20 protein-coding genes are annotated in these 19,059 nt (G+C 71.6%); 14 read left to right on the top strand and 6 right to left on the bottom strand.

Annotation, left to right across the window (positions count from 1 at the left end; translation table 11 throughout):
- The first annotated feature begins 16 nt into the window (after positions 1–16).
- The 7 genes from ABZ562_RS25335 (at position 17) to ABZ562_RS25365 (ending at position 6,089) form a co-directional block, all read left to right on the top strand.
- A complete protein-coding gene (locus ABZ562_RS25335) occupies positions 17–1,108 on the top strand; it encodes an ABC transporter ATP-binding protein (protein ID WP_361483925.1) in 1,092 nt (363 codons plus the stop codon).
- Positions 1,105–1,746, top strand: coding sequence for an ABC transporter permease (locus ABZ562_RS25340; RefSeq protein ID WP_361483820.1), 642 nt, complete (start codon positions 1,105–1,107; stop codon positions 1,744–1,746). Before ABZ562_RS25335 ends, ABZ562_RS25340 begins: the two co-directional genes overlap by 4 nt.
- 1 nt (position 1,747) lies before the next feature.
- Entirely contained in the window at positions 1,748–2,425 is a 678-nt protein-coding gene (locus ABZ562_RS25345; protein ID WP_361483822.1) for an ABC transporter permease, read from the top strand.
- A gap of 34 nt (positions 2,426–2,459) precedes the next feature.
- Positions 2,460–3,395 (top strand): ABC transporter substrate-binding protein, encoded by a 936-nt coding sequence (locus ABZ562_RS25350; RefSeq protein WP_361483824.1) that lies wholly within the window; start codon positions 2,460–2,462, stop codon positions 3,393–3,395.
- A 6-nt stretch (positions 3,396–3,401) separates the two neighbouring features.
- Complete coding sequence (locus ABZ562_RS25355) at positions 3,402–4,817, top strand: cytosine permease (RefSeq protein ID WP_361483826.1); 1,416 nt, start codon at positions 3,402–3,404, stop codon at positions 4,815–4,817.
- Between the two features lie 174 nt (positions 4,818–4,991).
- The gene (locus ABZ562_RS25360; protein WP_361483827.1) at positions 4,992–5,360 is read left to right on the top strand and encodes a hypothetical protein; all 369 of its coding nucleotides are present in this window, start codon (positions 4,992–4,994) and stop codon (positions 5,358–5,360) included.
- A 210-nt stretch (positions 5,361–5,570) separates the two neighbouring features.
- On the top strand, positions 5,571–6,089 hold the full coding sequence (locus tag ABZ562_RS25365; RefSeq protein ID WP_361483829.1) for a hypothetical protein: 519 nt from the start codon (positions 5,571–5,573) through the stop codon (positions 6,087–6,089).
- Between the two features lie 413 nt (positions 6,090–6,502).
- Here the strand turns inward: ABZ562_RS25365 and ABZ562_RS25370 are convergent, their stop codons facing one another.
- Complete coding sequence (locus ABZ562_RS25370; RefSeq protein ID WP_361483831.1) at positions 6,503–6,640, bottom strand: hypothetical protein; 138 nt, start codon at positions 6,638–6,640, stop codon at positions 6,503–6,505.
- Positions 6,641–6,832: 192 nt separating this feature from the next.
- Between ABZ562_RS25370 and ABZ562_RS25375 the strand changes: the two genes are divergently transcribed.
- Positions 6,833–7,294, top strand: a complete 462-nt coding sequence (locus ABZ562_RS25375; protein ID WP_361483833.1) for an SRPBCC family protein — start codon at positions 6,833–6,835, stop codon at positions 7,292–7,294.
- 8 nt (positions 7,295–7,302) lie between these two features.
- Here the strand turns inward: ABZ562_RS25375 and ABZ562_RS25380 are convergent, their stop codons facing one another.
- The gene (locus ABZ562_RS25380) at positions 7,303–8,565 is read right to left on the bottom strand and encodes a tetratricopeptide repeat protein (protein WP_361483835.1); all 1,263 of its coding nucleotides are present in this window, start codon (positions 8,563–8,565) and stop codon (positions 7,303–7,305) included.
- Between the two features lie 350 nt (positions 8,566–8,915).
- Between ABZ562_RS25380 and ABZ562_RS25385 the strand changes: the two genes are divergently transcribed.
- On the top strand, positions 8,916–9,704 hold the full coding sequence (locus ABZ562_RS25385) for a helix-turn-helix transcriptional regulator (protein ID WP_361483836.1): 789 nt from the start codon (positions 8,916–8,918) through the stop codon (positions 9,702–9,704).
- Between the two features lie 20 nt (positions 9,705–9,724).
- Here the strand turns inward: ABZ562_RS25385 and ABZ562_RS25390 are convergent, their stop codons facing one another.
- A complete protein-coding gene (locus tag ABZ562_RS25390) occupies positions 9,725–10,000 on the bottom strand; it encodes a hypothetical protein (RefSeq protein WP_361483838.1) in 276 nt (91 codons plus the stop codon).
- Positions 10,001–10,100: 100 nt separating this feature from the next.
- A complete protein-coding gene (locus tag ABZ562_RS25395) occupies positions 10,101–11,483 on the bottom strand; it encodes an acyl-CoA synthetase (protein WP_361483840.1) in 1,383 nt (460 codons plus the stop codon).
- Between the two features lie 84 nt (positions 11,484–11,567).
- On the opposite strand from ABZ562_RS25395, the gene ABZ562_RS25400 reads away from it, so the two are divergent.
- Positions 11,568–11,978, top strand: coding sequence for a hypothetical protein (locus ABZ562_RS25400; protein WP_361483842.1), 411 nt, complete (start codon positions 11,568–11,570; stop codon positions 11,976–11,978).
- A 251-nt stretch (positions 11,979–12,229) separates the two neighbouring features.
- Here ABZ562_RS25400 and ABZ562_RS25405 read toward each other — a convergent pair whose 3' ends face one another.
- On the bottom strand, positions 12,230–13,615 hold the full coding sequence (locus tag ABZ562_RS25405; protein WP_361483844.1) for a cystathionine beta-synthase: 1,386 nt from the start codon (positions 13,613–13,615) through the stop codon (positions 12,230–12,232).
- Positions 13,616–13,805: 190 nt separating this feature from the next.
- Here ABZ562_RS25405 and ABZ562_RS25410 point away from each other — a divergent pair, with 190 nt between their 5' ends.
- The 3 genes from ABZ562_RS25410 to ABZ562_RS25420 all read left to right on the top strand — a co-directional run bounded on the left by ABZ562_RS25410 (position 13,806) and on the right by ABZ562_RS25420 (position 18,054).
- Positions 13,806–14,813, top strand: a complete 1,008-nt coding sequence (locus ABZ562_RS25410; RefSeq protein ID WP_361483846.1) for an SGNH/GDSL hydrolase family protein — start codon at positions 13,806–13,808, stop codon at positions 14,811–14,813.
- An 819-nt stretch (positions 14,814–15,632) separates the two neighbouring features.
- Complete coding sequence (locus ABZ562_RS25415; RefSeq protein ID WP_361483848.1) at positions 15,633–16,853, top strand: acetyl-CoA C-acetyltransferase; 1,221 nt, start codon at positions 15,633–15,635, stop codon at positions 16,851–16,853.
- A 244-nt stretch (positions 16,854–17,097) separates the two neighbouring features.
- The gene (locus tag ABZ562_RS25420) at positions 17,098–18,054 is read left to right on the top strand and encodes a hypothetical protein (protein ID WP_361483849.1); all 957 of its coding nucleotides are present in this window, start codon (positions 17,098–17,100) and stop codon (positions 18,052–18,054) included.
- Between the two features lie 15 nt (positions 18,055–18,069).
- Here ABZ562_RS25420 and ABZ562_RS25425 read toward each other — a convergent pair whose 3' ends face one another.
- Positions 18,070–18,408, bottom strand: coding sequence for a hypothetical protein (locus ABZ562_RS25425; RefSeq protein ID WP_361483851.1), 339 nt, complete (start codon positions 18,406–18,408; stop codon positions 18,070–18,072).
- 123 nt (positions 18,409–18,531) lie between these two features.
- On the opposite strand from ABZ562_RS25425, the gene ABZ562_RS25430 reads away from it, so the two are divergent.
- A complete protein-coding gene (locus tag ABZ562_RS25430; RefSeq protein WP_055557681.1) occupies positions 18,532–18,762 on the top strand; it encodes a DUF4287 domain-containing protein in 231 nt (76 codons plus the stop codon).
- Positions 18,763–19,059 lie beyond the last annotated feature (297 nt).

Genomic DNA, 19,059 nt, shown 5'->3' on the forward strand with positions numbered 1-19,059 from the left:
GGGCAAGGGGAAGCGGATGATCAGCTTCAAGCACGTCAGCAAGCACTACCCGAACGGCACCACCGCCGTCGACGATCTGAATCTTGAACTACCCGAGGGCGACATCACCGTCCTGGTCGGCACCTCGGGCTGCGGTAAGACCACCACCCTCCGGATGGTCAACCGCATGGTGGAGGCGAGCAGCGGCACGGTCAGCGTCGGCGGACGTGACGTCCTCCAGGCCGACGCCGCCGAGCTGCGGCGCGGCATCGGCTACGTGATCCAGCAGGCGGGGCTCTTCCCCCACCGCACGATCCTGGACAACATCGCGACCGTCCCGCTGCTGCTGGGCTGGGGCCGCCGCAAGGCGCGGGCGCGCGCCGCCGAGCTGCTGGAGCTGGTCGGACTGCCGGCCGGATCCGGCAAGCGCTATCCGCACCAGCTCTCCGGCGGTCAGCAGCAGCGCGTCGGCGTGGCCCGCGCGCTGGCCGCCGATCCGCCGGTGCTGCTCATGGACGAGCCGTTCGGCGCGGTCGACCCGGTCGTCCGCACCCAGCTCCAGAACGAGCTGCTGCGGCTGCAGAGCGAGCTGCGCAAGACGGTCGTCTTCGTCACCCACGACATCGACGAGGCGGTCCGGCTCGGCGACCGGATAGCGATCTTCCGCACCGGCGGCCACCTCGTGCAGTGCGCGCCCCCGGCCGAGCTGCTGGCCGCCCCCGCGGACGACTTCGTCGCGGGCTTCCTCGGAGCGGAGCGCGGGCTCAAGCTGCTCTCGCTGTCCACCCTCGCCGACGTTCCGCAGGAGCCCGCCCCCACCGCCGGCACGGACCGCTGGCGGCTGGTCACCTCCGGCCGCGGCGAGCCGCTGGGCTGGCGCGACACCGAGGGCCCGGACGGTGACAAGGCCCCGCTGCTGCCGGTGCGCCCGCTGCGCGACACCGACACCCTGCTGGCCGCCCTCGACGAGTCGCTGGCCTCCCCCGCCGGGCTGGTCGCCCGGGTGGACGCGGACGGCGTGCTCACCGGCGTCACCGGGCGCGACCGGATCCACGAGCACGCGGGCCGCCGCCACACGGAGGCGGGCCGCCCGCAGGCTCCCGACCCCGACGCGAGCGTGACCGCATGACCGTCGACTGGGGCTGGTTCCCCGACCACGTGGACGATCTCACCACGCTCACCCTCGACCACCTCTCCACCGCCGTTCCGGCCGTCCTCTTCGGACTGCTGATAGCGGTGCCGCTGGCGGTCATCGCGCACCGCGTACGGCCGCTGCGCGGCGTCCTCCTCGGCATGTCGAACGTCCTCTTCACCATCCCCTCCATCGCGATCTTCGTGCTGCTGCTGCCGATCACCGGCCTCACCCGCACCACCGCGATCACCGGCCTCACGATCTACACGCTGACCGTGCTGCTCCGGAACACCGTCGAGGGCCTGGACAGCGTCCCCGTCAAGGCGCGCGAGGCGTCCACCGCCATGGGCGCGCGCCCGCTGCGCACCCTGCTCACCGTCGAGCTGCCGCTCGCCTTCCCGGTGATCATGGCGGGCGTACGGGTCTCCACCGTGATGGCGATCTCCCTGGTCAGCGTGGCCAGCTACATCGGATACGGCGGCCTCGGCCAGCTGTTCACCGACGGCTTCCAGCGCGACTACCCCACCCCGGTCGTCGCCGGAGTCGTCCTGTCCCTCCTGCTCGCCCTGGTCGCGGACGCCGTCCTGGTCGCCATCCAGTGGCTGTGCACCCCCTGGCTGAGGAGGCGTGCCTGACATGATCGAACTGCTGCAGAACCTCGGCCGCTGGCTGACCAGCGGCGCCCAGTGGTCGGGGCCCGACGGCATCACGACCCGGCTCCTGGAACACCTCCAGTACTCGGTCCTCGCCACCCTCGTCGCCGCCCTGATCGCCCTCCCCGTCGGGCTGCTCATCGGCCACACCGGGCGCGGCGCGTTCCTCGCGATCAACCTCTCCGGCTTCGGCCGCGCGCTGCCCACCGTCGGCCTGGTCACCCTGGTCTTCCTGGCCAGCGGGCTGAGCATGTGGCCGGTCTACATCTCCCTGGTCGCCCTCGCGGTCCCGGTCATCGTCACCAACACCTACGCGGGCATGGCCGCCGTCGACCCCGAGGTCAGGGACGCGGCACGCGGCCAGGGCATGCGCTGGCACCAGGTCCTCTTCCAGGTCGAGCTGCCCCTCGCCCTCCCCCTGATCATGACCGGGCTGCGGCTGGCCTGCACCCAGGTCGTCGCCACCGCCACCATCGCCGCGTACGTCAGCTTCGGCGGCCTCGGCCGCTACGTCTTCGACGGGCTCGCCCAGCGCGACCTGGTGCAGGTCCTGGGCGGCGCGGTCCTGGTCGCCATCCTGGCCATCCTTTTGGATCTCGCCCTTGCCGGAGTGCAGCGCCTGCTCTTCCGCAACCGCCCCGCCCCCTCCCCCGCGCACTGACGCCTGCCCGCACCGACCTGCCCCAAGGAGACCCATGAACCGCAGGAAACTGCTCGGCGGCCTGCTCGCCGGTGCCTCCGTACCCACCCTCGCCGCCTGCAGCGGCGGCATCACCTCGCTGAAGGGCGACGGCTCCGGCGGCGGGGGCGGCGGCAGCAGCGCGGGCGGCCTCGTCATCGGCACCGCCAACTTCACCGAGAACCAGCTCCTCGGCTACCTCTACGCCGAGGCCCTGGGCGGTGCGGGCGTCAAGGCCAGCGTCCGGCCCAACCTCGGCTCCCGCGAAATCGTCATCCCCGCCCTCCGCCAGGGCGACATCGACCTGCTCCCCGAGTACCAGGGCAACCTGCTCCTCCACTTCGACGACAAGGCCCCCCAGACCCAGGCGGGCGACCTGCAGAACGCCCTCACCGTCGCCCTCCCCACCGGCCTCGAAGCCCTCTCGTACGCGGCCGCCGAGGACAAGGACGTCTTCTGCGTCACCCGCGAGACCGCCGACAAGTACGGCCTGCGCAGCTTCTCCGACCTCAAGAAGCAGAACGGCAAACTCGTCTTCGGCGGCCCGGCGGAGGACAAGAACCGGGTCGTCGGCCTCGTCGGCCTCAAGTCCCGCTACGGCGTCACCTTCAAGGAGTTCAAGGCCCTCGACGCCTCCGGCCCCCTGGTCAAGGGCGCCCTGAAGAAGGGCGACGTCGATGTCGCCAACCTCTTCTCCACCGACCCCGACATCGAGGCCAACGGCTGGGTCATCCTCGCCGACCCCAAGGCCCTCATCCCCGCCCAGCACATCGTCCCCGTCGTGCGCGGCGCCAAGGCCGACACCAAGGTCCGCAAGGCCCTGGCCGAACTCGGCATCGCCCTGACCACCCACGAGCTGGCCCGCCTCAACAAGCTGGTCGACAAGGACAAGAAGGACCCGGACGAGGTGGCCGCGCAGTGGTCCGCCGACCACGGCCTGACGAAGAAGTAGCGGCGTATGCCCACACCCCTGGTCGAGCGGCGCTCGATCGACGTCGTCCCCGACGCGGAGCGCCATGGCACCGCCTTCAGCCAGTTCACCCTGTGGCTCGGCGCGAACCTCCAGATCACCGCCGTCGTGACCGGCGCCCTGGCCGTCGTCTTCGGCGTGGGCGCCTTCTGGTCGGTCATCGCCCTGCTGGTCGGCAACGTCCTCGGCGGAGCGGTCATGGCGCTCCACTCCGCCCAGGGACCACGGCTCGGCCTCCCCCAGATGATCTCCTCCCGGGCCCAGTTCGGGGTCCGTGGCGCGATCGTCCCGCTGCTGCTGGTCATCGTCATGTACGTGGGCTTCTTCGCCAGCGGCAGCGTGCTGGCGGGCCAGGCCGTCGGCGAACTCACCCACCTCGGCGACACGACCGGCATCGTCCTCTTCGCCCTGATCACCGCCGTGGCCGCCGCCGTCGGCTACCGCCTGATCCACACCCTGGGCCGGATCGCGGGCGTCATCTGCGCCCTGGCCTTCGTCTACCTGGGGATCCGGCTGCTGGACCGCGCCGACCTGGCCACCCTCCTCCACGACCGGAGCTTCGACTTCCCGCTCTTCCTCCTGGCGGTGTCGCTCTCCGCGTCCTGGCAGCTCGCCTTCGGCCCGTACGTCGCCGACTACTCCCGCTACCTGCCGCGCACCACCTCCGCCAGGGCCACCTTCTCCTGGACCCTCGCGGGCAGCGTCCTCGGCTCCCAGTGGTCCATGACCTTCGGCGCCCTCGCGGCCGCCGCGGCCGGCGACGCCTTCGTCGGCCACGAGGTCAGTTACGTCGTCGGACTCGGCGGCGGCGCGGCCGTGATCACCTCACTGCTGTACTTCGTCATCGCGCTGGGCAAACTGACGATCAACGTCCTCAACACCTACGGCGGCTTCATGTCGATGGTGACCAGCGTCAGCGGCTTCCGCGGCAACGCCGCCCTCTCGCCGCGAGCCCGGACCGCCTACATCGCCGGGATCATGGTCGCGGGCACGGCCGTCGCCCTCCTCGGCAAGGACAGCTTCCTGTCCTCCTTCAAGGACTTCCTGCTGTTCCTGCTGACCTTCTTCACCCCGTGGAGCGCGATCAACCTGGTCGACTATTACGCCATCGCGCGCGAGCGCTACGACATCCCGGCGCTCAGCGACCCCCACGGCCGCTACGGCGCCTGGCGCTGGAAGGCCCTGACCGCCTACGCCCTCGGCGTCCTCGCCCAACTCCCCTTCCTGGCCACCACCTTCTACACCGGTCCCCTCGTCGCCCCCTTGGGCGGCGCCGACATCTCCTGGCTCATCGGCCTGGCCGCCCCCGCCGCCCTGTACTGGGCCCTGGCCCGCCGCGACACCCACCACGTCCCGGACCGCATGATCCTCACCTCGGCGGACCCGGCGCCCGGTCGACTGTGAGCGCCACGATCGAGTGATGCTTCGATCCTTGGGTCAGGTCATTGCAACCGGCGCCTTGGCCGTCTACCGGATGCTGTGATTCCTATTGCACGCCTTGCTCCCGGATTACACACTACTCACCGAACGTAGCTCCTGGAACTCGCATGACATCACGCAGGAAACGGGAGTATCAGAATGCGCAAGAGCATTTTAGGTGTGGCGGCATCTGCGGCGGCGCTCGGCGGAGTGGTGGGATTCGCGCCCACGGCAGCCGCAGAGCCCAACCCGCCAGGCTGCGAAAAAGGGTACTTCTGCGCCTGGGACGCGAACGGCAACAGGACGCTGCACACGGCGGGAAACTGGAGCGGACAGGCTGCCTTCGTCAGGGTGTTCAACAACGGATACAGCTTCCCTGGCGCGGATCACGTCGACCTGACCTACTGGTACGAAGGTGACGCCACCGCCACCACGTGCTTCCACTACAACCCAGGGCCCGGGCAATACCAATGGAACGCCCCTCGCCAGCTCGTCGCGTACAGCGTCAGGTGGCGCGGAGAATGCTGAGTTGACACACATCGAGGTGGGGCAACGGAACGGCCAAGCTGCCCCACCTCGGTTATTTCAGGACGCGGTATCCGATTAATCGTTCCCCGGGGGGGGCAGATACCGTCGCTGACCATCTTTCCACCTGAAGCGTCATACCCGGTTCGGCCCTCCCGGACAACGGAAGGGCCGAACCGGCCCATATGCACGGTCAAGGACCGCGAACACGACATGGACATTGAACAGCGTTACGAACGGGATTTCATCACCTGGCTCGAGAGGATCGAGAAAGATCTCCATATCTCGGCTCAAGACCTGAAGTCCGCGAGCTGGGTCAGGGAAGTTTTCACGACCCACGGGGAGTTGCCCTCAGCACGCTTTGCCCATCTGGCATTCGAGCATCGGGCGAACCTCACCGCCGACGCCGTAGCATCGGTCACGACCGCGGCACGTCTGGACACCGGCCGGGACGTCTCTCTCGCCCCGTATCTCGTCCCCCCGGACGAGCACCTCCCTGGGGGCTCCATCGGCGTGGCCGAATCCGATGTCCACGCTTGTGACCCCGTGGGCATCCTGGTCGAGGTGGCCGACGCGGTCCAGACTTTCGTGGCCGATACCTACGGCGTGGTCTGGCCGGTCTGCCCCGACCACCGGTCCGGCGTGCACCCGACCCGCCACGGTTCGGACGCCGTCTGGTGGTGCAACACGGGACGCCATATGAGCGAATTCGTCCACAGCCTCCGTCGCTGATTGGACAATGCACCGACGACGGGTAAGGAAGACCGACCTACGGGCGGCCCGCCACACCGGGTAGTACGAAACCAGTGCCAGCGCGGCTGATGGCCGGGTGGCTCTTGGCCGACATGGCGATGTACGACTGGACGAACCCGTAGCGTCGGCGGCGTAGGCGCGCAGCAGCTCGTGGATTTCACACCGGTCGGGCCCGGTCGGCTCCAGCAGGTGGGCACCGACCAGCACGTCCAGCAGATGCCGCCCCCGGCCGGCGCCCGCGCCCCTGTAGAGGCGCGGCCGCGCCGCCGAACCGGGCAATCCGGCATTTCGGCCCACGGACCGATGGCTCCATCCAGGCCGCGCGGCTCGTCTGGCCGGCTCCCTCCGGAGCCGCCGCGTTCGACCGCGACAAGTCCTCCTGACGGGCCGCGTTACGCGAGGGCGGCTGTGATGCGTTCACACAGAGCGGCCGCCCGCAGGTCGTCGTAGGAGACAAGCGCACGCAGGGCCTCCGCCCAGTGCGGCGCCTCGTCCGCCTCGCGCAGCACACCACCGGCCTGAGATGCCACTGCGCGCCCGCCGCCTACGGACGTAGCGTCCGATACTCTTCGTGGCCTGAAGGGTGCTTCTTCCTTGCAACGAACGGGACTTGGGCAGCTCTCATGTCGCGGCTCTGCTGAGGAGCGGGAACATTCTTCGCGTCTCTGATCACCCACCAGACGCCCCACCGCGTGGACGCCTGAAGTCGAGGAGTGTTGTTCGTGGCCACGGTCGAGGCGCGGCGCGTGATGGCCGCTGATCCCCAGGACGTGTACGAGCTGATCGCCGACGTGACCCGGATCGGGGAGTGGAGCCCTGAGGCGACGGGAGCCGAGTGGCTGAAGGGCGAGCCGGGGGCGGTCGGATCGACCTTCCGCGGACACAACCGGCGTCCCTGGGTGAAGTGGAGCACGATCTGCACCGTCACCGCGGCCGACCCCGGACAGCGTTTCGCGTTCGACGTGAAGGCGGCCGGTCGGCCGGTCGCGGCCTGGGAGTTCGAGATCGTCCCGCGCGACGGCGGGTGTGAGGTCACGCAGCGGACTTTCGATCGGCGCAGCCTGTTCTTCAAGGCGACCTCGGTGGTCACCACCGGCCTGGGCCGACGCTCGGCTCGCAATCGATGGACGATGGAACGGACGCTGGAGGCGCTGGCCTCCAGCGTTGAGCGCAAGCATTCCTGACGGCCTCGTTACGCGAGGGCGGCGGTGACGCGTTCGCGCAGGGCGGCCGCCCGAGGGTCGTCGTAGGGGGTGAGCGCGCGCAGGGCTTCGGCCCAGTTCCGCCGCGCATCCTCCGTTTCGTCCGCCTCGCGCAGCGCACCGGCGAGGCCGTCGAGGGCGAGCGCCATGTGCCACGCGTCGTCCAGCTCCCGGTGGACCGCCACCGCGCGGCGATGGAAGTCGGCCGCCTCCGCCGGACGTCCGAGCAGGCGGTACGTCTCCCCCGCGCCGTCCCACGCCCGCGCCTCCCGCGCCCGGTCTCCGAGGCGGCACTGCAGCGAGGCGGCGCGCTGGAACGAGACCAGGGCGTCGCCGAACGCGCCGTTCGCCTGCTGTGCACGGCCCAGCTCCAGCAGCCAGTACCCCTCCCACATGTGGTTGCGGTGGCTGAGGGCGATCTCCAGCGCGTCCTGTGCGGACCGCAGCGCCTCCTCCGGCTGGCCACTTTCCCGCTGTACGGCGCTCAGGATGCGCAGCGCGTTGCCCTCGCCGCCCTGGTTCCCCAGCTCGCGGTGCATCTCCAGGGCCCGGTGGACAAAGGCCGACGCCTCCTCCAGTTGGGCCAGCTCGTACGTCACCTCGGCGAGGTTCGACAACATGACGGCCTCCCAGTGGGCGGCCTCCTGCTCCCGGAAGAGGCGTGCGGCCTGCTCGAAGTGCTCCTTCGACGCCGCAAGCCGCCGCCCCCGCAGGTGGATCAGCCCGATGTCGTTGAGCGACAGCGCCTCCCCGAGCCGGTCCCCCGTCTCCCGGCGGGCGGCCAGGGCACCCTGGTGGTACTCGGCGGCCTCCTCGAGGCGATGGGACTGCGTACAGGCCATCCCGAGGCTTTCCAACAGCTCGGCCTCCGCCGTGCGGTCGCCCACCCGGCGCGCCGCGCCCAGCCCGATCCGGCTCATGGCGAGCCATTCCTCGAACGGGTTCAGGATCATGTGCACGCTCCGCAGCACCGCCGGAAGCTGCCAGGCGATCGCGTCGAGACCGGCCTCCTCGGCGGCGCGCGTCGCGGCCAGCAGATTGCCGCGCTCCGCCTCGTACCACCGCATGGCCTCGTCGTAGTCCGCGAAGGAGGCGGGGGTGACGCCCTCACTCAGCGGTTCGAGCGGGATATGGGCCTCGTGCGGATTGATCCAGGTCTGGGCCGCGTCCGCGGAGTGCAGATACCAGAGCAACACCCGGCGCAACGCCGCCTCGGCCTGACCAGGTCGTCCCGGGCCCAGTTCCCCGTTCACCGGGTCGCCCCGCCGGTGAACCGGTCAGGCGCCGCGCCTGGCCCGGCCACGCAGCGTAAACATTGGCACGGTGGCCACACCGAGCTGAGCGGGGGAGCCAGCGGATCACTGGCGATGACCACCACCTCGGCGCCCCACGTACGGCCGCTGTCACGGGATACGCGCATGCTCATGAGCCGTTGCCGCTTTGCTGCCCTGTCCATCACGATCCGCCTTCTCTGTCGTGTTCGGTCGTGATGGTGCCGTCGGCATCCAGGTCACCGCGATGGCAGAAAAGGTGTTATTCGGGCGTCCCTCAAAAGGCGTCATTTAGGTGTCATTGACGGGCATCTGAGGCTAGCGTGGACGTCATGACGACCGAGGTGCACGCACCGAACGACGCACTGCGGGCCGTGCGGATCGGCCTGCGGATGAGCCAGGACGACCTGGCGAGAGCGCTCCGCCGGGCAGGTGTGGAGCTGGGCGAGCCGAACGAGGCCAGCAAGCGGCTGGTCCAACGCTGGGAATCCGGTATCAGCAGATCGCCGAGGCCCGTCTACATCCGCGCGCTGGAGAAGGTCACAGGGGTGCCGGTCGAGTCGTTGGGCTTCGCGCCGCAGGTGCCCATGGCGCGAGTGCGGGGCGATGGGGCGGGAGGCCACGACATGGCACCGAGCACGGAGGACACCATGGGCATCGCACCCGCCTCCGCCGACACCCGGGCGAGCGGGCAGACGGCGGGAGACAACTTCAGCGGCGTCTGGCTCTCCCGGTACGAGTACTACTCGTCAGGCCGTGAGGACGTCTACGAAGGCAGGCATTACGTCGTGCTCGTCCAGCACGGCAACCGCCTGACGGGGCGGTCGCTGAACGGGGCGTCGGTGAACCCCGATTCACCGCTCTCCCTGGACCTCACCGTCGGCCGCAGCGTGGTCACGGGCACCTGGACCGAGCAGACGGCCACGGATGGCTACTACCAGGGCGCGTGTTACCACGGCGCGATCCAGATGCTCGTGGAGCCGACCGGCCGCCGCATGGCCGGCAAGTGGGTCGGGTTCGGCAAGGACTTCGACGTCAACACCGGCCCGTGGGAACTGCGGTTGATGGACACCTCGACGTCCAAGGCGACCCTGGAGCGGTACAGCGTCCCACCGGAGTGACCGACTCGCGGCGGAGGCGGTCAGGCCCGGGCGTCGGGTATGTCCGGCTTCGCGGCGCTCAGGGTGGCGCCCGGGATGACGACCAGGCGCTCGTCCGGGGCGATGCTGGCGTCCTCGGGGAGTTTCGCGCGGTAGGCGTCGGTGAGGTCGCGGCCGATGACCGCGATGTCACCGTTGTCGAGCTGCCAGATGTCGGGGCATCCGTCGCGCCCTCCGGTCTTTCCGAGTTCGCGCGCCGTTTTCCCCAATCGGCGCGCGAACGAGGCGGACGGGTCGGCTTCCCAGGCGCGGGCCATCGATTCCTCCACTGATCCGTCTGTCCGGAATGGCCAACGGTAGACAGGGAGTTCATGGGTGGCAATGGCGCCTGGACCCCGACCGAGGGCTCGGCCCCGGTCAGGCCGGGGGCAGGAGCTTCTTCTGGGGCTTGCCCATGGCGTTGCGGGGGAGGGCGTCCAGGAAGCGGACCTTGCGGGGGCGCTTGTGGACGGAGAGCTGGGTGGCGACGAAGTCGATCAGGTCCTGTTCGCCGATGCCGTCGGCGACGACGTAGGCGACGATCTGCTGGCCGAGGTCGTCGTGCGGGGCGCCGACGACCGCGGCCTCGCGGACGGCCGGGTGGTCCAGGAGGGCGTTCTCGACCTCGCCCGCGCCGATGCGGTAGCCGCCGGACTTGATCATGTCGGTGGAGGCGCGGCCGACGATGCGGTGGAAGCCGTCCGGGTCGACCGCGGCGATGTCGCCGGTGCGGAACCAGCCGTCCTCGGTGTACGAACCGGCCGTGGCCTCGGGGCGGCCCAGGTAGCCGTCGAAGAGGGTGGGGCCGGTGAGCTGGAGTTCGCCGATCTCGGCGCCCTCCTCGGCGACGATCCGGGTGCGGATGCCGTTGATCGGGGTGCCGACGGAGCCGGGGCGGCGTTCGCCGTTCGCGCGGGTGGAGATGGTGATGAGGGTTTCGGTCATGCCGTAGCGCTCGACCGGGCGCTGGCCGGTGAGCTGCTCCAGGTCGCGGAAGACCGGGGCGGGCAGCGGCGCCGAGCCGGAGACCAGGAGGCGGGCGGCGGAGAGGGCGCGGGCGGACTCGGGGTCCTGGACGACGCGGTTCCACACCGTCGGTACGCCGAAGTAGAGGCTGCCGCCCGCCGCCGCGTACGCCGCCGGGGTCGGCTTACCGGTGTGGACGAGGCGGCTGCCGGTCCGCAGCGCGCCCAGGACGCCCAGCACCAGGCCGTGGACGTGGAACAGCGGCAGCCCGTGGACCAGGGTGTCGTCCGGTGTCCAGGCCCAGGCCTCGGCCAGCCCGTCCAGGTCGGCGGCGACCGCGCGGCGCGAGATCAGGGCGCCCTTGGGCGCGCCCGTGGTGCCGGAGGTGTAGAGGATGAGCGCCGTCGACTCCGGGTCGGGCTCCGGCTTCGTCCACGCCGCCCGCTCGGTCAGGTCCACCGGGATCGTCTCGATCGGCGCCTCCACATCGGCGTCGCCGGTCAGCAGCAGCGTGGCGCCCGAGTCGCGCAGGATGTGGTCGCGTTCGGCGGGCCCGGAGTCCGGCGGTACGGGGACCACGGGCACCCCGGAGAGCAGCGCGCCGACGACCGCCGTGACCGTCTCCGCGGTCGCGGTCGCGCGGACCGCGACGACCGGCGCCCCGGCCACCCGGGCGGCCACCGCGCCCGCGGCGCCCAGCAGTTCCTCGCGCGAGAGGGCACGGCCGCCGACGGTGAGCGCGTCGGGGCGGTCACCGTCCGGTGCGGCGAGGGAGGTGAGGAGAGGTGCGGTCACGGAACTGACTCCTTTCGGCCCCCTTATGCCTTTCGGGGGCTGGCCCTACCGACACAGCGTCCCCGTGACCGTACCTTTCGATGCATGGACGGCTATGAGCCCGATCTCAAGAAGGAACTCGACGCGACCTTGCAGGCCCGCAAGGAGCTGGGCGCGGAGTACGAGTCGGAACTGATCGACGCCTTCCTGGAGAAGGTTCAGCAGCGCTTCGACGCCACGTCGGACCGGGAGCTGCGGCGGCAGCAGGCCGAGCGCCAGATGGCCGCCGCGCGCGGCGCGCGCCCGAACGCGGGCGGTGACGGGGAGGCGGCGGGGCTGGGGCTCGGCGAGCGGTTCGCCTTCGTCGGAGTGTCCCTGGTGCTCGCGGTGCCGCTGTCGGCGATCGGCGCGGTCAACGCCGGGGAGACCGGGCTGCTGATCACCTGGGGTGGGATCGTCGGCGTCAACGCGGTGCACGCGCTGGGCGTCTTCTCCCGGTTCCGCCGGGACCGATGAGTGGCGCGGGAACCGCCGCACCCCGGCAGTGTGTGCCGAGGGCGGGACGACGGCGGTTCCCGCGTGGACGCGGTGGCCGCGTCCTGGGCGACTGTGGAGGTCCGGGAGCCGCTCCGGATGTCCTGGTCGCCGCATTCAGGGATGTCGGTGTCGTCCGTTCCGACATCCCCTAATCTGCCTGGGCAGTGTTAACGCTGTGCTGCGGGCGCGTGACGCTCACGTACCACTTCGCCAAAGCGCCAACCCGGGGGTCACTTCGCGCCGTTGGCCAGGTAGGCGAGCAGGTCCTGCCGGCTCACCACGCCCTTGGGCTTGCCCTCCACCAGCACGATCGCCGCGTCCGCCCGGCCCAGGACGGCCATCAGGTCCTCGACCGCCTCGCCCGAGCCGACGTGCGGCAGGGGCGGGCTCATGTGCTTCTCGAGCGGGTCGCCGAGGGAGGCGCGCTGGGCGAAGAGGGCGTCCAGCAGTTCGCGTTCCACGACGGAGCCGATGACCTCGGCGGCCATCACGTCGGGGTGTCCGGCGCCGGGCTTCACGATGGGCATCTGCGAGACGCCGTACTCCCGCAGGACCTCGATCGCCTCCCCGACGGTCTCCTCGGGGTGCATGTGGACGAGCGACGGCAGCCCGCCGGCCTTGCCCTGGAGGACGTCGCCGACGCGCACGGCCGGGCCGTCCTCCTCCAGGAAGCCGTAGTCGGCCATCCACTCGTCGTTGAAGATCTTGGAGAGGTAGCCGCGGCCGCTGTCCGGGAGCAGCACGACGACCACGTCGTCCGGGCCGAGCCCTTCGGCGACCTTGAGCGCGCCGACGACCGCCATGCCGCAGGAGCCGCCGACCAGCAGCCCCTCCTCCTTGGCGAGCCGCCGGGTCATCTGGAAGGCGTCCTTGTCGGATACGGCGACGATCTCGTCGGCGATGGTCCGGTCGTACGCGGTGGGCCAGAAGTCCTCGCCGACGCCCTCGATCAGGTACGGGCGCCCGGTGCCGCCGGAGTAGACGGAGCCCTCGGGGTCGGCGCCGATGACCCTGACCCGGCCCTCGCTCGCCTCCTTCAGGTACCGGCCGGTGCCGCTGATCGTCCCGCCGGTGCCGACGCCCGCCACGAAGTGGGTGATCTTGCCTTCGGTCTGTTCCCACAGCTCGGGGCCGGTGCTCTCGTAGTGGGAGCGCGGGTTGTCGGGGTTGCTGTACTGGTCGGGCTTCCAGGCGCCGGGGGTCTCGCGCACCAGGCGGTCGGAGACGTTGTAGTACGAGTCGGGGTGCTCGGGGTCGACGGCGGTCGGGCAGACGACGACCTCGGCGCCGTACGCCCGCAGCACGTTGATCTTGTCGGTGGAGACCTTGTCCGGGCAGACGAATACGCACTTGTAGCCCTTGCGCTGGGCGACCATCGCCAGACCCACACCGGTGTTGCCGGAGGTCGGCTCGACGATCGTGCCGCCGGGCTTCAGCGCGCCGGACGCCTCCGCCGCCTCGATCATGCGCACCGCGATGCGGTCCTTCACCGAGCCGCCGGGGTTGAAGTATTCGACCTTGGCCAGAACGGTCGCTCGGATGCCCTCGGTCACGGTGTTGAGCTTGACCAGCGGGGTGTTGCCGACCAGCTCAATCATCGATTCGTAGTACTGCACGCCTGCTCCTGGTCCGGAATCCGCGGGATCTCCGCGTCGGGACGGCCGCGTCGCGGGCCCGTAGAGCCAGCTTATTGCGCGGAACCGCCCGCCGGCCCGTGTGGTTGGGGCCGAGCACGCGGGGGGCACCAACTGGTCAGCAAGGCGTACAAAGGTACAGAAGGCGTTCGGACGGAGGTGGGCTGGACCCATGTCGATGTCGAGGGCGAGGGTTGCGCGGCGGATCGCGGCCGCGGCGGCGTACGGGGGCGGCGGGATCGGGCTGCTGGGCGGGGTGACCGCCGTGCTGTTGCTCACCGAGGTGTCACTCGCGAAACGGATCGTGGGCGGGTCGGAGGAGGCCCCGCCGCGCGCGGACGGCCGCTACGGTTTCGCCTTCGCCCGGAGGACCGGCCAGCCCCCACTGCGACTGGCCTTTCTCGGCGACTCCACGGCCGCCGGACAGGGCGTCCACCGCCCAAGTCAGACGCCGGGCGCGCTGCTGGCCTCGGGGCTCGCGGCGGTGGCGGAACGCCCGGTGGACCTGCGGAACGTGGCGCTCCCCGGCGCGCAGTCCAGCGATCTGGAACGGCAGGTCACGCTGGTGCTGGACGATCCGGAGCAGCTGCCGGACGTCTGCGTCATCATGATCGGCGCGAATGACGTCACCGGGCGGATGCCGCCCGCCCAGTCGGTGCGGCTGCTGGCGGAGGCGGTGCGGCGGCTGCGCGAGGCGGGGTGCGAGGTCGTCGTCGGTACGTGCCCCGACCTGGGCACGATCGAGCCCGTCTACCAGCCCCTGCGCTTCGTCGCCCGCCGCCTCAGCCGCCAGCTGGCGGCGGCGCAGACGATCGGGGTGGTGGAGCAGGGCGGCCGTACGGTGTCGCTGGGCGATCTGCTGGGGCCGGAGTTCGCGGCCAATCCGCGGGAGCTGTTCGGCCCGGACAACTACCACCCCTCGGCGGAGGGGTACGCGACGGCCGCGATGGCCGTGCTGCCCACGCTGTGCGACGCGCTCGGGCTGTGGCCGGAGGAGGCGCCGGAGACCCGCGACGAGGGCATCCTGCCGGTGGCCACGGCGGCGGCCGAGGCCGCGGCGGAGGGCGGCACCGAGGTGACGGCGGCCCGTGGGCCGTGGGCCCGGCTGTTGCGGCGCCGCCAGCCGCCCACCGAGACCCCTGCCGAGGGTTCCGCCCCGGTGCCCCCGCTGCCGCACTGAGGGGGGCTTGTTCCCCACCCCGCCCCTTCCCGCAGCACCGGATATGCGGCCCCGCCGCGTGAGGGGCTCCGCCCCGTCCCCGGGCGGGGGCTCCGCCCCCACACCCCCGCTCCTCAATCGCAGGAGGGGCTGGGGGTGAGGCGCCTGCTCCGCAATCGCACCCCGGTGGGCGGGACCCGCAGCACACCCCGGAGGCCCCGACGCGCTCCAGACCCGCACGCCCGGTCGGGGCAGGGCGATGGGGCCTCTGTCCCGGGCCGGCCACCCCGGCCCGGAGCGGCGGACCCGGGAGGCTCCCAGAAGCGCTGGGCGGCGGACCTCCGGACCGGACCGCGCCCCGGAGAGACAGCCTCCGCCCGGCCGCGGCGCCACCCGGCGGAGCCGGGTGCCGGACCCCCAACCCGCAGTCCCGACGGCCGGATGGCGGCCCCCTCCGGGACCCGGCGCCCAGGCCGGAAACTGGCGGACCCCGGACCGGCGACCCCTGGGCCGGGGAGCGGGCCCGGTGGGCGGGGGGCCTCCTGGGCCGAGGGGGCGTTGGCCCTGGGCGCTTCGCCTCGCCGTCCGCGCCGGACAGCCGGCCCGCCAGGCCAGGCCCCGACGGGGCGCCGGGGCGGAGCCCGGTCGGGGGCCCGGGGGCGCAGCCCACGGTTTCGGGGAGGGGCGGGGTGGGGGAAGAGCCCCCGGGTGGGGCGGCTGAGCGTACGCTTAGGAAAAAGAGTTCCGCGTCACAGCACTCGCCCCGTGACCCCCGCTCTACGTGCGGGTAACTTCCCTCACAGTCCCAGTCGCACCCCCGATCCGCCCCATGGAGCCGTGATGCCCGAAGCCGTGATCGTCTCTGCCGCCCGTTCGCCCATCGGCCGTGCCTTCAAGGGGTCGCTCAAGGATCTGCGTCCCGACGACCTGACCGCCGAGATCATTCAGGCCGCGCTCGCCAAGGTTCCGCAGCTGGATCCGCGGGAGATCGACGACCTGATGCTCGGCTGCGGGCTGCCGGGCGGGGAGCAGGGGCACAACCTGGGGCGGATCGTGGCCGTGCAGATGGGGATGGACCATCTGCCCGGGTGCACGATCACCCGGTACTGCTCCTCGTCCCTCCAGACCTCGCGGATGGCGCTGCACGCCATCAAGGCGGGCGAGGGGGACGTGTTCATCTCGGCGGGCGTCGAGATGGTGTCGCGCAGCGTCAAGGGCAGCTCGGACGGGCTGCCGGACACCCACAACCCGCTGTTCGCCGACGCGGAGGCCCGGACGGCCGCGCGGGCCGAGCAGGCGGGCACCGACTGGCACGACCCGCGCGAGGACGGGCTGATCCCGGACGCGTACATCGCGATGGGGCAGACCGCCGAGAACCTGGCCCGGCTCAAGGGGATCACCCGCGAGGACATGGACGCGTTCGGCGTGCGGTCCCAGAACCTCGCCGAGGAGGCCATCAAGAAGGGCTTCTGGGAGCGCGAGATCACCCCTGTGACGACCCCCGACGGCACCGTGGTGGCCACGGACGACGGGCCGCGCGCGGGGACCACGCTGGAGGGCGTACAGGGCCTGAAGCCGGTGTTCCGCCCCGACGGCCTGGTCACCGCGGGCAACTGCTGCCCGCTGAACGACGGCGCCGCCGCGCTGGTGATCATGTCCGACACCAAGGCGCGTGAGCTGGGCATCACGCCGCTGGCCCGGATCGTGTCCACCGGCGTCTCCGGCCTCTCCCCCGAGATCATGGGGTACGGACCGGTCGAGGCGTCGAAGCAGGCGCTGGCCCGGGCCGGTATGGCGATCGGCGACATCGACCTGGTGGAGATCAACGAGGCGTTCGCCGCCCAGGTCATCCCGTCCTACCGGGACCTCGGCATCGACCTGGACCGGCTCAACGTCAACGGTGGCGCGATCGCGGTGGGCCACCCGTTCGGCATGACCGGCGCCCGGATCACCGGCACGCTGATCAACTCGCTGCAGTTCCACGACAAGCAGTTCGGCCTGGAGACCATGTGCGTCGGCGGCGGCCAGGGCATGGCGATGGTCATCGAGCGCCTGAGCTGATCCGGGCGGCCGGGCCGGACTCCGGCGGATACACGGCCCGAGCGCGAGTTGTGACCCAATCTCCCCCAGGATGTGACCAACGTCCTGGGGGAGCCGCGTCTTCCCAGGTCAGCAGCGGTGGACGGCCCCTTTCCCGGCATGGACTTCGGTCCGCTGGACGACGTCACGGCCTCACGCCGAGAGGCGATCCGAGTCAAGCTGAGGTAGGAATTCGGGGGATCGACAGCAACCGGGAGTTACGTCAGTGAGCCCCATGACCCTTGCCCTCCTGCTGGCCGCGGCGGCCGCCGCGGCCACCGGCGCCGCAGCCCTGCACACCGCGCGCGGAGTGCGGCGGCAGATCACCGAGCTGCGCGCCGAGCTGGCCGCCACGGTCGCCGCCGCCACCGCTGCCGGCCGGGCGGACCGGTCCGGGGAGGACGCCGTCGCGGTGCCCGCCGCCCGCGCCACTCCGGCCGCCGAGATACGGGCGGCCGTCGCCGACGCGCTCGCCGAGGAGCGGGAGCGCGAGCTGGCCGAGGCCCGGGCGTTCTGGGCGGCCCAGGAGGCGCGGGACTCGGCCGGGTCGTCCGACGCCCCCTCGCTGCTCGGCGGGCTGGCCGGGCTCGGCGAGGACGACCGGCACGACGCGCCGCACGACGCGCAGCTCTTCGTGCCCCGCCAGGCCGATCTGGCGGGCCTCGAGCCCCTGCTCGGGCTGGACGCGCTGGGGCCGGACGCCCGCGACTCCGCCGCGGAGCAGGAGCCGGAGGACCCGATGGAGCTGGAGGTGGGCGCCGAGGTCGGCGCGGAGCTGGGCGCCGAGACGGAGCACGAGGCCGAGGCGGGCGAGTCGCCCGAGCTGGCCGCCGCCCGCCGCCGCCACCCCTCGCACCCCGACTTCACGCCCTCGTCGCCGATCGCCGACCACGACCGGACGGTGGCCCGGCTGACCGAGCTGGCGGAGGACCGTACGCCGCTGGCGGACGTACGCCCCGGGCCGCTCGGCACGCTCGACGTGTACGTCTTCGCCGACGGCACCACGATCTGCATGACCCCCGGCCACCGGGAAACGGCCGAGCGGCTGGCGGACGCCCTGCGCGAGGGCACCACCCCGGTGCTGCTCGGCGGCTCGGGCGTCTCGGGCGCGTACGCGCTCACCTTCGGGTGCGGGGACGAGAACGTGTACGTCCTCGCCGACCGCGTCATCGCCTCGCTGTGACCCCGTAAAGCGGCCTCAGAGGCCGCAGCGCCCGGCCGCCGCCTCGACCAGCGCGACCGCTTCGGATATGCGCCCGCTCCGCGCGTCCGCGGCGCCACCCGGCGCGCGCTCCAGCGCGTGCACCAAATCATGACCGGCCACCGCGACCTGGTCGGCGATCACGAAGACCCCCGCGTCCGGCATGATCCGCGGCGGGATCCCGGGCTCCTCCAGACGCTGGGCCCGCACCGACAATTCCCTCGCCAGGGCCAGACCTTCGGCCGCAGCACCCTGGTGCAGCCGGGACTGCGGGAGGGCGCGCAGCCGGTCGGCGAGACGGTCTACGGCACGGAGCAACGAGGTCGCATCATCCACGCCGAGAGCGTATGCGCCACCCACGGACTGTTGCCAACGGCCGAACACTCAGGCACGGTGAGCTGAAGGACCCCACCCGGGTGATTGAACCCGGGTCCGGAATGGACGCGTCCGGAGGCGCCGATGTCCCAGATCTTCTCCGACGAGACTCACCGGAACCTACTCTCCCGCATCCCCCAATGCACCGGCCGTGACGTTGCCGACTGGCTGCGCACCGTAGACGAAGGTCCCGCCTTCTTCCGCTTCGAGGAGAAGGTCAGCTGGCTGCGGGGCGAGCACCAGCTCGCCTATGGGCACGCCAAAGCGATCATCCACGAACACGACCTGAGGCGCGCGGCGCGCAAGCTGCTGTAGCCCGCTGCCCGGAGGCTTCCAGCGTGTACCACAGAGGGGCACGAGACGAGAGCGGCTTAGGGGGTGGCTTGTGGGTCAGGCCGGATCAGCGAGCGGCGTCTGGTGCCGTGCATCGCAACCCGCGTGAGGAGAGCGCAGCGGCGCTGCGTGCGACGAGCGCGGGGCCGCGAGGTGCCGTGCCAGACGCCGGGCCACCCCCCTGGGGCCACAGAAGACCGCGAAGGGCCCGTGGAGGCAATTGCCTCCACGGGCCCTTCGGCGTTGACCGGCTGGGGCCGCCGGCCCCGGGCGCTAGTC

The organism is Streptomyces sp. NPDC019937, assembly GCF_040631655.1.
In the GTDB taxonomy this organism is placed as follows: Bacteria; Actinomycetota; Actinomycetes; order Streptomycetales; family Streptomycetaceae; genus Streptomyces.

Coding starts and splice junctions, on each gene's coding strand:
- ABZ562_RS25400 (WP_361483842.1), top strand. CDS start 11,568: ATGGACGGCTATGAGCCCGATCTCAAGAAGGAACTCGACGCGACCTTG.
- ABZ562_RS25335 (WP_361483925.1), top strand. CDS start 17: ATGATCAGCTTCAAGCACGTCAGCAAGCACTACCCGAACGGCACCACC.
- ABZ562_RS25390 (WP_361483838.1), bottom strand. CDS start 10,000: ATGGCCCGCGCCTGGGAAGCCGACCCGTCCGCCTCGTTCGCGCGCCGA.
- ABZ562_RS25415 (WP_361483848.1), top strand. CDS start 15,633: ATGCCCGAAGCCGTGATCGTCTCTGCCGCCCGTTCGCCCATCGGCCGT.
- ABZ562_RS25430 (WP_055557681.1), top strand. CDS start 18,532: ATGTCCCAGATCTTCTCCGACGAGACTCACCGGAACCTACTCTCCCGC.
- ABZ562_RS25410 (WP_361483846.1), top strand. CDS start 13,806: ATGTCGATGTCGAGGGCGAGGGTTGCGCGGCGGATCGCGGCCGCGGCG.
- ABZ562_RS25355 (WP_361483826.1), top strand. CDS start 3,402: ATGCCCACACCCCTGGTCGAGCGGCGCTCGATCGACGTCGTCCCCGAC.
- ABZ562_RS25340 (WP_361483820.1), top strand. CDS start 1,105: ATGACCGTCGACTGGGGCTGGTTCCCCGACCACGTGGACGATCTCACC.
- ABZ562_RS25350 (WP_361483824.1), top strand. CDS start 2,460: ATGAACCGCAGGAAACTGCTCGGCGGCCTGCTCGCCGGTGCCTCCGTA.
- ABZ562_RS25385 (WP_361483836.1), top strand. CDS start 8,916: ATGACGACCGAGGTGCACGCACCGAACGACGCACTGCGGGCCGTGCGG.
- ABZ562_RS25360 (WP_361483827.1), top strand. CDS start 4,992: ATGCGCAAGAGCATTTTAGGTGTGGCGGCATCTGCGGCGGCGCTCGGC.
- ABZ562_RS25365 (WP_361483829.1), top strand. CDS start 5,571: ATGGACATTGAACAGCGTTACGAACGGGATTTCATCACCTGGCTCGAG.
- ABZ562_RS25345 (WP_361483822.1), top strand. CDS start 1,748: ATGATCGAACTGCTGCAGAACCTCGGCCGCTGGCTGACCAGCGGCGCC.